The sequence below is a fragment of the Petroclostridium sp. X23 genome (assembly GCF_030013905.1).
GTDB lineage: Bacteria > Bacillota > Clostridia > SK-Y3 > SK-Y3 > X23.
On the sequence record NZ_CP124862.1, the window covers coordinates 4526769 to 4539327 of the forward strand.

General features: G+C 44.1%; 16 protein-coding genes. All 16 read left to right on the plus strand.

Annotation, left to right across the window (positions count from 1 at the left end; genetic code table 11):
- The 16 genes from QKW49_RS21210 to QKW49_RS21285 all read left to right on the plus strand — a co-directional run bounded on the left by QKW49_RS21210 (position 1) and on the right by QKW49_RS21285 (position 12555).
- On the plus strand, positions 1-693 hold the full coding sequence (locus QKW49_RS21210; RefSeq protein WP_282864638.1) for a hypothetical protein: 693 nt from the start codon (positions 1-3) through the stop codon (positions 691-693).
- Between the two features lie 231 nt (positions 694-924).
- Entirely contained in the window at positions 925-1842 is a 918-nt protein-coding gene (locus tag QKW49_RS21215; RefSeq protein WP_282864639.1) for a radical SAM protein, read from the plus strand.
- Positions 1843-1874: 32 nt separating this feature from the next.
- The gene (locus QKW49_RS21220) at positions 1875-2306 is read left to right on the plus strand and encodes an ASCH domain-containing protein (RefSeq protein WP_282864640.1); all 432 of its coding nucleotides are present in this window, start codon (positions 1875-1877) and stop codon (positions 2304-2306) included.
- A gap of 781 nt (positions 2307-3087) precedes the next feature.
- On the plus strand, positions 3088-3546 hold the full coding sequence (locus QKW49_RS21225; RefSeq protein WP_282864641.1) for a hypothetical protein: 459 nt from the start codon (positions 3088-3090) through the stop codon (positions 3544-3546).
- A 181-nt stretch (positions 3547-3727) separates the two neighbouring features.
- Entirely contained in the window at positions 3728-4336 is a 609-nt protein-coding gene (locus QKW49_RS21230; RefSeq protein ID WP_282864642.1) for a hypothetical protein, read from the plus strand.
- Positions 4337-4469: 133 nt separating this feature from the next.
- Positions 4470-5714 carry a hypothetical protein gene (locus tag QKW49_RS21235; RefSeq protein ID WP_282864643.1) on the plus strand — a complete coding sequence of 415 codons (1245 nt, stop codon included), beginning with the start codon at positions 4470-4472 and terminating at the stop codon, positions 5712-5714.
- Positions 5715-5818: 104 nt separating this feature from the next.
- Positions 5819-7240 carry a hypothetical protein gene (locus QKW49_RS21240; RefSeq protein WP_282864644.1) on the plus strand — a complete coding sequence of 474 codons (1422 nt, stop codon included), beginning with the start codon at positions 5819-5821 and terminating at the stop codon, positions 7238-7240.
- Between the two features lie 3 nt (positions 7241-7243).
- Positions 7244-8167 (plus strand): phage minor head protein, encoded by a 924-nt coding sequence (locus tag QKW49_RS21245; protein ID WP_282864645.1) that lies wholly within the window; start codon positions 7244-7246, stop codon positions 8165-8167.
- Positions 8168-8232: 65 nt separating this feature from the next.
- A complete protein-coding gene (locus QKW49_RS21250; protein ID WP_282864646.1) occupies positions 8233-8640 on the plus strand; it encodes an XkdF-like putative serine protease domain-containing protein in 408 nt (135 codons plus the stop codon).
- 1 nt (position 8641) lies between these two features.
- Positions 8642-9541, plus strand: a complete 900-nt coding sequence (locus tag QKW49_RS21255) for a hypothetical protein (protein ID WP_282864647.1) — start codon at positions 8642-8644, stop codon at positions 9539-9541.
- Position 9542: 1 nt separating this feature from the next.
- Positions 9543-9938: a hypothetical protein gene (locus tag QKW49_RS21260; RefSeq protein WP_282864648.1), complete on the plus strand. Its 396-nt coding sequence runs from the start codon at positions 9543-9545 to the stop codon at positions 9936-9938.
- Positions 9939-9970: 32 nt separating this feature from the next.
- A complete protein-coding gene (locus QKW49_RS21265) occupies positions 9971-10957 on the plus strand; it encodes a major capsid protein (RefSeq protein ID WP_282864649.1) in 987 nt (328 codons plus the stop codon).
- A 19-nt stretch (positions 10958-10976) separates the two neighbouring features.
- Complete coding sequence (locus QKW49_RS21270; protein ID WP_282864650.1) at positions 10977-11381, plus strand: hypothetical protein; 405 nt, start codon at positions 10977-10979, stop codon at positions 11379-11381.
- A 3-nt stretch (positions 11382-11384) separates the two neighbouring features.
- Positions 11385-11771: a hypothetical protein gene (locus tag QKW49_RS21275; protein WP_282864651.1), complete on the plus strand. Its 387-nt coding sequence runs from the start codon at positions 11385-11387 to the stop codon at positions 11769-11771.
- Positions 11772-11779: 8 nt separating this feature from the next.
- Positions 11780-12109, plus strand: a complete 330-nt coding sequence (locus QKW49_RS21280; RefSeq protein ID WP_282864652.1) for a hypothetical protein — start codon at positions 11780-11782, stop codon at positions 12107-12109.
- Positions 12109-12555 carry an HK97 gp10 family phage protein gene (locus tag QKW49_RS21285; protein WP_282864653.1) on the plus strand — a complete coding sequence of 149 codons (447 nt, stop codon included), beginning with the start codon at positions 12109-12111 and terminating at the stop codon, positions 12553-12555. The genes QKW49_RS21280 and QKW49_RS21285 overlap by 1 nt, the downstream gene beginning before the upstream one ends.
- The last annotated feature ends 4 nt before the right edge of the window (positions 12556-12559 follow it).

A 12559-nucleotide genomic window follows, 5' to 3' on the forward strand; every position in this document is an offset into this window, starting at 1 on the left:
ATGAGTGAGTTTATTGGCTGCTGTTCAAGCTATGTGGAATGTTCGGATGCATTGCGTTGTATTCATGAAGCCGATCCGGAATATGCGGGATGTTCGTACAGAAAGAATCTGGAACGGGGGAGGGTGTTCTACGGCAAGAATGCTTTCAGGGAAGACCTCCTGCAGGTACCCGAACAGGATATTCCGGCAGAAAAAGAAAAAGAGACAGAACCGGCCAGAGCGGAAGAGATATATTTATCCTGCTATAACCGGTTGTTTGCCATTAGGTACCGGCATAGAAACACGTATTCATATAAGCTGCAGCAGGAGCAGGTGGAAGCAATACGGCAATATTTCGATATGGTTTCGATTCCGTACAAGACGGAAAAGCGGTCGGATGAATGTATCATTGAGGGACCAACGGAAGGAGATCCTTTTCCGGCAAACAGCAGGGCTGTGATGACGGTAGGGGACCAGGAGTACCATATACTGAATTTTAACGGATACCTGATCAAGAAATATTATGCGGATAAGATTTCAAAAGCATTGGGCAATAAAAATATTAAGAGCCGGGTGGAAGTGGTAGGGGTAAATGCTCCTGTAAGAAATATTCCGACAGCATCCGCCGCACCTGCAGCACCAGTGAAGCCTAAGCAAGTGGAGAAACCTAAAAAGGTTATATATGAGCAGTTATCGTTGTTTGATATTGCGTAAATGAATTGCGAGATTGATGTTCTTTAGTTAAAAAAAAGATAGTAGTGATCGAGCAATAGACCAAGAGACACCGAATAAGAGAAACATCATAAAAATGTGTAATATTAGTCTTAACATACTATATCCTTTCAAATGTTTATATTGGGGATTATATCATGTTAGAACTAATCTAATCAACACGATATGAGGATTAAATGTACGGTTGACGGAGGTTTTTAAAGGGGTGAGGTTTTGAATATAGGAGTACATTGTTGTGAACCATATCCTAATTATGCAATAGATAAAATCGTAATGCATCACACGGCATTAGGAGATAAAGTTCAGAAGTGGGAACCACTACTTAATCATCTTTTTGATATCATCTATTGTTCATCGATATTTACGTTTACTGATAAGTCAGAATTGCCTATAGATGAACGGTGGGTATGTGGCGGTACTGGGTTTGATATATATTCAAAACTTCCGTCTAAAATTGAAGTGCTAAGGCCTAAAAAGAATTATGGATTTTGTTCAAGGGGTTGTATAAGGAACTGCAAATTTTGTGTAGTACCGCAAAAAGAAGGATTTATTAAAGAATATGCTGACATATACGAAATATGGGACGGAGATAGCAAAGAAATAACTCTCCAGGACAATAATATCCTTGCTATACCAGATCATTTTTACAAAATAGCTTGGCAGATTAAAAAAGAAAACATTAAGGTTGACTTCAATCAGGGGTTAGATATGAGGTTGTTGGATATAGATGCCGTAAAGATATTGAAAAAGCTAAGGCATTTCGAGTATAGGTTTGCTTTTGATAGTCCGGCTATCGAAGAAACTATAATCAGAAAAACAATCATGTTGAAAAATAATGGTATAAAAAGATCAAGTTTTTATGTTTTGGTGGGATACGACACAACAATCAAAGAAGATTTCTACAGGTTAAACTTATTAAAAGCATTAAATCAAAATGCTTATGTAATGAGATATAGAAAAGTATTCGATGATCAGCCGGATCCCAATTATACAGAGGCAGAAATAAGAATATATAACGGTATGGCAGCATGGGCGAATCAACACAATATATTCCACGGAATGACATTCGAGCAATTCCTTGAAACAGAACGGGGACATTGGTACAAAAAGTATTATCAAGAGATAGCATAACAAACGCTAAATTAAAGTTTGGAGTTGATGAAATGAAGGCATTAACACTTATTCAACCTTGGGCAACATTGATCGCCCTGGGTGAAAAGAAGATAGAAACTAGATCATGGTCCACAAAGTATACCGGTGAGATTGCAATACATGCCGGTAAAAAGATCGATAAAAATATATGTACGCAGGAGCCGTTTAAATCGATTTTAAAGGCATATGGATTTTCGGTGAATAATTTACCTACAGGTTGTATTATCGCAAAATGTGAATTGATTGCTTGCCTGAGAATTAAAACAGAAGATGTATTGAATGAAATGGCTTTTTTGGATGGTGGCGATAAATGGGTGGTAGCTGAAGGCAATGAATATCATTTTGGAGATTATACACCTAATCGTTATGGGTGGCTATTGAGAAAGGTAAAGATGTTAGAGGAGCCAATCCCAGCAAAGGGAACCTTGGGTCTTTGGGAGTAGAGCAGAAAAATCTAAAATAGTAGTTTTTTAGGAGGTTTGCAATTGTAAAAGATAACTTGTTAAGTACATTGTGATTGTGAAATGTATATATAGCCTTGATTGGCTTTGACAGGTAAAGCAAAAATCTTTTGGGAAAGAAGCCGAACGATGCAAGAATTTTCAGCGTGATGATATTAGTTTTGATGAAGAAGGCTTCTATAGAGGTTAAGAAGATATTTACTAAATCATGTTACATCTTCTGTTTATCAAATATTGAATGATACTCATTGTAAAAAAACTTATGAAAAGAAATAAATACAAGAAATATTATAAAAATGAAAACAACATTTAGTATATCGTTAACAAAGAGTGCCAAAGAATTGACATTGCCAATTAAAATAAGACCTAATAAAAAATAGCAGTAGCTTAGTAATACTCTGACTACTTTTTCTTTGAGAGTAATCTTCCTATTAGGACAATGATTCATTGCTTGAATAAAAGGCACAGAAAATAGAAAGATAGCGCTTATAATCTTTGGGATCATACTGTATCACTCCAAATAAGAAATATAGATGATTATATCACGAATGTAATAGAAATCCAATAAGCAAAGTAAAATGATGATGTGTATGTATTTTTTGGACAAGTATTTCAAAAGGAAGGGGTTTATATGTACCAGGTGCGGCAGATTAGAGGTAATAGTTGGGGGCAATATATATACCCGGTGGCCGGGGAAAAAATATATTAGACTTGGAGCCTAGCGTTTTACGCTGGGCTTTCGGTGCGTGAGGGAGGATGAACAATGTATGAACAGTGGAAGCAGCTGGGGGAGGAATACAAAAAATCTAGCAGACTAATTAGACGAAGAATTATGGAACTAAACAATGAGAGAGCAAAGCTAGAAGCAGCTAAGTATAGAAAAAAGAAAGCCGATAAGGAAGAGATAAAAGTAAGAATCAAAGAAATAGAAGACAGACTCAAACCTCTGAACGCGATGCATAGGGATCTAATCGAAATAGGCAGAGAGGCAGCCAACTACTTTGAGCGGGGGTGGTGGAGAAGTGACAAATATACACTTAACTCAAAAAAATCAAGATTACCTTGTATATACTATGGATATATCGAACGGGGGTATGGAGACAAATATGAATCAAAGGAATATAATGCAAAAGGTACTGTCTGTGGTAGTAGAAAACGAGCTTACAGACAAGCAAAGGGAAGTTGTATTGATGTATTATTACGACGGATTAAAAATGCCTGAGATAGCACAGAGATTGAACAGGAACAAGTCCACGGTTTCAAGGCATTTGAAGTCAGCGGAGGAAAAGTTAAAAAGATATTCGGATTTTTTTGAAAAGGTTGCATATTAGGGTGCAACTTTTTGTCGTTTGTGAGTGTATAGTGAGAGGACTTTTCCGACGGTAGGAATGAGGTGAACGCATATGGCCAGGAGTAACAAGAATAATCAGTATAAAGAACCATGGGAAAGGCTTCCTGACGAGACAGCAAAGGCCTTTGAAGCGTTCGCTGTCTACCGGGATTTGGGACCGTCCAGAGGCATTCGTGAGGTTGCACGAAGGTTGGACAAAAGTAGGACACTCATCGGGGAATGGAGCAGCAAATACGGATGGGTGGAAAGAGCACTCTCTTGGGATGCGGAACAAGATCGGCTCAACCGTCTGGAGCAGCTGGAAGAAATCAAAAAGATGAAAAAGCGCCATGCTGACCTGGCTACCGATATGCTAGCAAAAGCGGCTAAGGGACTGAAAAACCTGTCGCTCAAGGAAATGACAGCAGCAAACATCACTATGATGATAGATATAGCGGCTAAATTAGAACGAGTATCCCGCGGAGAACCGGACAGCATAACTGAAGAAAGAAGGAGGGTGGAAGACATTGCAGCCAATAAGGCAATCGAAACACTCGCCACAGACCCAGGATTCCTGGCAGCTGTTCAATCAGCTTTCAGCCAAGCAGAGGGAAGCAGTACTAGCAGCAGCACTACCGGATCAATGGATAGCAACGAAGACCGGGGACCAGCTGTGGAATAAGCAAGCCCAGATAATCCGCAGTGTAGCAGTTAACCCTAGAACCGCAGTAGCCAGTTGCAATGGAGCAGGGAAGTCATATTTAGCGGCTCGTGTCGCAACTTGGTTTCTCAATACATATAGTCCGAGTGTTGTGTTGACAACAGCTCCGACCGACAGACAGGTGAGAAACATCATCTGGAAAGAGATACACAGCTGTTATAACCATGCTAAAGAACGTGGTACAATCCTAGGACCCGAACCAAAGACAAAAAGATGGCAGTTCAATCCGGAACATTTCGCATTTGGGTTTGCCACAAGGAACTATGATGCCACAGCATTTCAGGGGATTCACGCACCGCATTTACTTATTATTGTTGATGAAGGAGCCGGGATAGCACCGGCCATATGGGAAGGTATTTACAGCTGTCTGCGCGGAGGACACAGTCGGCTCTTAGTTATCGGGAACCCCACCACTGTAGAAGGTGAATTCTTCAATGCGTTCACCTCTCCCAATTGGGCCAGCATGCATATCAGTGCATTCGAAACACCTAACGTTATTAGCGGTAAGGCTATTGTTCCGGGGTTAGTGACTGCGGAAGATATAGAAAACGCCCGTGAGGATTGGGGAGAAGGAAGCCCTTTATGGACAAGCCGTATATTAGGTCAGTTTCCGGACACGATGGAGAATACTCTGATCACTATCAGCATGGTGACAAACGCCGGGCAGGGAATATGGACAGCGGCGGAAATGGCCGAGATTGACCCGGACGAGCCAGAGGAGATCGGCGCCGACTTGGCCCGTTATGGTTCGGATGAGAGCGTGTTCATCTGCAGGCGCGGAATACTTGCTCACGATATGGAAGTATTCGGAGCCAAAGACCTGGGCAGCACCGGCATTATGTACGCAGCCGGACGGCTTAAAAACTTTATATTAAAGCACTATGACAGCCGTAAGAAACCGATGAAAGTCAGATGTGACGCCGTGGGACTCGGTGGAGGCGTTCCAGATCGGCTTCGAGAACTGCAAAAGATAGGAGATCTGCCGCGCACGGTTCAAATTATCGATATGAACGCCGGCAGTAAGGCTCATAATGATAAAAAGTACTATCAGGCAGACGCGGAGTGGTACGACGGTCTGGCGTTGCGATTTAAAAATGAGGCTGCTATAGGCCCGGTATTTGCAAATAAACGAGTTGTCGGCCAGCTATCTGGAAGGAAATACACCGTACTATCCGATGGTAGATACAAATTGGAAAGCAAAGAGGAAATCCGAAAGCGTGGTGGAAAGTCACCGGATTATGCTGACGCAATAGCAATGGCATTCGCTCCGGAATCAGGGCCAATACGGAAGGCACCGGCACCGGTTGGTGTTGGAGGAAGCTACTGGATGAGAAGATAGCAAATGAAAAGGAAAGAAAAAAACATGGCGAGGAATCTGAAAAAAAGGTAAATTACAGTATGATGATAACAAACTATGTGATAGTTTAACCGGGGGTGAGGCAGATGGCAAAGACCACGCAGACAAATAGCAGAGTAGATTTCTCCGAAGTAGGGTCGACAGGTCTCAAACGGTGGGGAGGTGTAATCAGTGAAGAGTTCCTTCGGGAGCTGCACGGTAAACAAGGCGCTAAGGTTTACCAGGAGATGAGGGACAATGACCCTATCATCGGAGCGATTATGTTTGCCATTGAAATGCTTATGCGGCAGGCAGTATGGCATGTAGAGCCGGCAAATGAAAACAGCAGAGCCGACCAGGAGGCAGCAGAGTTTGTGGAAAGCTGTTTAGATGATATGAGTGCAACGTGGCAGGACACAATGACCGAGATTTTAACATTTCTACCGTTTGGATGGTCATATCATGAAATCGTTTATAAACGCCGTGGAGGTAATGTTAAGGACCCTGCACGAAAGAGCAAATACAATGACGGACTTATAGGATGGAGAAAGCTTCCCATCCGTAGCCAAGACACTCTTTATCAATGGATTTTAGATGAAGAAGACGGAGGGATAAGGGCCATGGAGCAGCAGCCACCTCCGGATTACCGAAACAGGATAATCCCAATCGAAAAGGCGCTTTTATTTAGGACGAGAAGTAATAAGGGGAATCCGGAAGGAAGGTCTATTTTAAGGAATGCGTACCGGCCGTGGTATTTTAAGCGCCGCATGGAGGAGATCGAGGGCATAGGGGTGGAAAGGAACCTTGCCGGATTGCCGGTACTGACCCCACCGGAGAAAATGGACATATGGGATAAGAATGACCCGGATATGGTTCATCTGCTTCATACGGCCGAGAGGCTGGTTCAAAACATCCGCCGAGACCAAATGGAGGGCATTGTAAAACCGAACGGATGGGAACTTGAACTTTTAAGCGCTTCAGGTGGAAGTGGAAGCAGTCGTGGAGGAGCAAACACCAGTGAGATTATAAACCGATATGAGCAGCGCATGGCTATGACGGTACTAGCGGATTTCATACTTCTAGGGCATGAGAAGGTCGGAAGCTTTGCACTTTCTAGCAGTAAAACAAATTTATTCGGAATGGCGATAGGTGCATGGTTGGACAGCATCGCGGAAGTTTTTAATCGATATGCTATTCCTCGGCTATTTGAATTAAACCCTAAATTTCATGTTGAGGACTATCCAAAACTGGCCCATAGCGATATAGAAACACCGGATCTGGCTGAACTCGGAGCATTTATCAAAGACATGACTGGTGTAGGCGTACTAGTGCCAGGACCGAAGCTGGAAGCGCATATTAGACAGGCCGCGGATCTTCCAGAAGAAGATGATATGGGCGAATACTGGGAAATGGCCAGAGATCAGCGAATGAACCCACTGCAACAAAGTTCGGAGAGAAATGAAGAACCGGATGAAGAGGATCCAGAAGTCCAGGCAGCTGCAAAGAGGTACCTCGGGAGGGAGGAATAAAGCATGCCGTGTAAACATGCGCACCAACCGGTACATTTATTCAAGATTAATAGCAATCAACCCTATAGCCAGGCAGGAGCCATCGCTCTTCAAAAGCTGCGGGATTACTTGAAGGCCGTAGAGCCGAAAATGGTTCGGTGGCTTTACGATACCTGGAACGCCGAGGCCAAGGCCATAAAATACCAGGAGTTAAGGGACGCCATCATAGCAGGAAGTTTGAGCCTTACCTACTTGAAGCAATGGCAACAAGACTATGCATATATCGTAAATACAAAGCTGGCTCCAGCATGGTTAGAAGCAATGGGGGCGGCAGCCAACCAGCTGAAAGAGAAATATCCGGAGTGGGTATTTGACCCGAACTGGCCGGCAGTACAAAAGTGGGTACAAGAACATGGTAGTGATCTGGTCGTAAATCTGACACAAACGCAGCATGATGCGCTTCGGCAAGTAATAAACCGGGCCGCGTTCATGGGAGACTTTGGTCCGGATGAATTAAGTCGTGCAATAAGGCCGTTAGTTGGTATGGCACCAAGAGAAGCAATGGCAGTCCTCAAATATTACGAATCCCTTCGTAACAATGGAATGGCCATAAAACAGGCGCAGCACCAGGTAGCCAATTATGCAGGCCGTGTTCATAGGCATCGTGCTATGCGAATAGCCAGGACAGAACTATGCTTTGCTTATAATCGAGGTATAGATGAAGGTATCAAACAGGCGCAAGCGCAAGGATATATCGGTCAGGTGCAAAAACGCTGGATGACAGCTGATGATGAACGGGTATGTGAGATATGTGGTCCACTAGATGGTCAAGTGGTTTCTCAAGACGTAGAGTTTTATATTCTGCTCCCACAAAAAATCACCGGTCATCATCGGCTCCCTCCGGCGCATCCACATTGCAGATGCACGGTAATATATGAAGAAATTTAAAAGAGTTAGTATGGATTTGGGTTTTAGCTCAAGTCCTTTTTTATTGCAAGAAAGAAGGGATGAAAATGCCGAAAACATGGAGACACCGGTTCAATATCGAAAAAATGAATGATGAAAAGCGTATCGTATTCGGCTGGGCATTGGTTGCTTTTGATAAGGATGGTAACCAAATAGTGGACCATCAAAAGGACCTGGTAGATGAGGCGGATCTGGAAGAGATGGCGTATAGATTTGTGCTTCATTACCGTGAGGGTGGAGAAATGCACATTAAGGGTGGCAGTGCCGTGATGATTGAATCTATTGTTTTCACAAAAGAGAAACAGCAAGCGATGGGTATTCCGGATGGAGCTCTTCCAGTTGGTTGGTGGATAGGCTTTTATGTTACCGATGATGATGCTTGGAAAGGCATAAAAAGCGGTATGTATAAAGCCTTTTCTATTGAAGGAACGGCAATTAGAGAGGAGGTGAAATAAGATGGGAAAAGACGGTAAAACCAAACTAAGAAAACCAGATATCCATAAAGTAGATTTGGTAGACGATGGAGCAAACCCCGGGGCTAGGATAATGCTCTTTAAAAGCAAAAGTGCTCCAGAAGAAAGTGATACAGAAGGAGGTGCGACAGAATTTGGATTGTTAAAAAACCTAATGGTCATGATTGGTAAGGCTCTCGGATGGGATCAGGAACAAATAGAGAAAGCCGCTGCATTAACAGAAGAAGGAACAGAAGTTATAAAGCCAAAAGATAATGAATCTGAAGAAGACGTAATCAAGGGAAATAAGGAGGGCGAGAGTATGGGATTCGATGTAACAAAACTTTCTCCGGAAGCACAGGCATACATAGCCAGCTTGGAGAAAAGGGCAACAGATGCGGAGGCAGCACAAGCAGCTGCGGAAACCGCAAAGCAAACCGCGGAGGTAGAACTGCAAAAAATGAAGGATGAGCACCCCACAGAGGATGATATCTTCAAGGGAATGTCTCCTGCAGCACGCAAAATGATGGAGGATATGCAAAAGAGACTTGACGCCTCTGAGGCTGCAGAGTATGTGACAAAAGCTAAAGACTTTGAACCGTTAGGCGTTAAGGCAGACGAGTTCGGACCGGTCCTAAAGGCAATCGCCAAGGCATGCCCCGAACAGTACGCAAAGGTAGAGGAAGCACTAAAGAGCGCAGCGGCCATGACCAAGACCGGTGAAGTATTCAAAGAATATGGCGGCGCCGGCAGCGGTGGAGCAGGCGGTACCGCAGTAGAAAAAATCAACAAGAGGGTTGAGGAAATAGCAAAGAGAGACGGAATATCTGTTCATAAAGCATGGGAGAAAATAGAAACAGAAGACCCGGCGCTCTTAGCTGAATACAGGAAGGAGATGAGATAAGATGGCAGTTGAATATGTAGGCGGTAGAATAGTCAAAAAAGCCGGTGCAGATCTGACCGGGAAAAAATACTACGGTGTGAAATTAGACGCCCAGGGCGATGTGGTCCTTGCAGGAGCCGGCGAAGCAATCGCGATTCTCCTAGAAGAAGGTGCCGCAGGAAAGAGTGTAACCATCCAATACCTGGGTGGAACAAAGATGGTCGCAGGAGCAGCTATCGCAGCAGGAGTATTCGGAAACACCGATGCAAACGGAAAGCTGGTAGTATGCACAGAGGCTGTGGCAGACACAGGTACAGGAGCAATCACCGGAACAAAAGCGTTTGTTCTTACATTAGAAGCAGCAACCGCAGCAGGGCAGCTGGTGCCGGTGGCAATTGTCCAAGGTGGACTCCAGTAAGACTAAAATAAAAAAAGGAGAGTGAAAGAAACATGCCAAACAGCAATATGACAGGACACGTAGACGCCTATTTGTCAAACGTATCCATAAACTACATTCAGAGCCAGGAAATGTTCATTGCAGACAAAGTATTCCCGATAGTACCAGTACAAAAAGCTGCAGACATTTTCCTGACGTATCCAAGAGGATATTTTTTCCGTGACCAGGTAAAAGAAAGACCTCTCGGCGGAGAATCCCCAAGAATGGACTTCAAAACCGGAAAGGACAGCTACTTCTGCATAGAAGAAGGATTGTCCAGTGACTTAGATGATAGGGAAAGAGCCAACGCGGTAGCACCATATGACCCGGAGAAATCCAGAATCCTGGCGTTAACGCAGCAGCATTTGATTCATAGAGACCGCAGATGGTCAGACGCATACTTTAAATCCGGAATATGGACCACAGAATTACAAGGCGTTAATACTACACCAGGAGCAAATCAATTCCTGCAGTTTGATAACGCAGACAGTGACCCGGTGGATACCATCGATAGCTACAGAGACCATGTACTGGAGTTAACCGGGTTTGAACCAAACGTAATGGTATGCGGAAGAAAAGCATTTCGGAAACTAAAGAATCACCCGGCAATCTTAGACCTTATCAAATACAGCGGGAAGGGTATTATTACAGCTGATTTGTTGGCACAGATATTCAATGTGCAAAAGTTCTTAGTACCAGGAGGAATCCATAACACAGCAGCAGAAACCGAAGCGGATAACGGCGGAGAAGCATTCGAATTTATCGTACCAAAGAGTGATATTCTTCTTTGCTATGCAGCACCAAATGCAGCACTAGACCAGCCTTCCGCAGGGTATACGTTTAGCTGGAGAGGACTTCTCGGCAACCAAGCGTGGGAAGCTGTTGTAAATCGCGGCCGCGCTGAAAGAGCACACTCCGATTGGTTCGAGGTTAGAATGGCCTTTGATATTAAGAAAGTCGCTGGAGATCTCGGCGTGTTCTTTAAAGACGTTGTAGAGTAAGTGAATTGGAGGAATTAAGATGCCTTACATTGTAAGACGGCAGATTAAAGCCAGTGGGAAGGTTTTCAGAAAGGGAGACATAGTACCGGCTGAAACATGGCCAACCAGGAGAGCGTTAATGTCCCAAGGTAAAATCGAGTACGTGGCCGAAGCGCCGGAACCTGTTGAAGAACAGGAGCTGATACCGCCGGGAGATAGTAATCCGGAAGGGACAGGCGAAAATACAAGCAATACCGAAACCACCGCAGCGCAAGCGGCAACAGCCGAAATGCTTCTTAGCCTGAGTGTTGAGAAGATGGAAAAGTCAGTAAAAGAGATTGATGATATAACCGTACTGCAGATAGCGCTGGAAAAAGAGACAAGGAAAACCGGTAAAGAAGCAATTGAGGCAAGAATCAAAAACCTTACAGATCAGGAGGGATAGATCATGACAGCGACATATGACGCAACCAAGCTGGGTGAATTCGGGAAAGACCGCATGCGGTTTGAACTTGGAGACACAAACATGGATGAACCCATCCTGCAGGATGAAGAAATTAATATTTTTGTTACTGAAGAATCATCATGGAAACGTGCAATTCTGAAGTGTACAGAAAAAATAGCGTCTAAGTTTGCAACAGAAGCAAATATGCAAATTGGGCCAATCAAGATGGATTTAATGGATAGGGCAAAGTTTTGGGAAAGCAAGGTTGCTAATTTAAAACGCGAACAAGCAGGGATGGCGGTACCGGTGGCTGCTGCTTCGGCCGGAGGAGAAGGAGACATACAAGGTGCATATTTCCGTGTTGGTTTACATGATAACAGAGAGGCATAGGGGAATGTATGAGTAAGATATATAAAACTTTTGAGGTACAGGAAAATGAAACGAGTGTCGATTTACGTGGTCGTTATTCTAAACATGAGGCGACCAGTGAAACGGTGACTATCAGAGGGATTATTGCAGATTCTACACCACAAGAGATGGAAAGATGGAATCAAATACAGCACCCCGTGACGCATACTATAGCGCAAAAAGGAAAGCCAGTCGGGAAAGAAGGCGATTATTTGATAATGCCAACAGAAAAAAGGAAGTTTAAAATACAAAAAGTAAACAACCCCGGAGCCTTAGACCTTTGGACGCTGTATTATGTTGAGGAAAGACGGGATGTTTGATGGATATTCAAAGCACCGGACATAAGTTATTCAAACAAGTTGAGCAGCAAGTCAAAGCTAGGGTATACCGGGCCAGCAATGAACTCCGGAACGCCTCTCAATTTGTTCTGAGGGGACAGCGCACCGGGCGGAGGTACCGGGTACCGTTTACCGGAGGAAAGCGCCGGAAGCCACGGTATTACACCGCGTCAGCGCCAGGGGAAGCACCGGCAAACCGAACCGGGGCGTTAAGGGCAAGCTGGTGGCAGCGCCCACGGGCCATCAAAGAGGGCAGCAAAGTCACTGTTTACCCGGCAATCGCTTCGGAACTCAAATACGGAAAGATACTAGAAGACGGCACCAGGGACGGAAGGATCGCCCCCAGGCCGTTCGTAGACAAGATAAAAGAAAAAGCCATGCCAAGGATTAGAAGCATTTACAAAGCACCATATACATTAACGCCATAGGTAG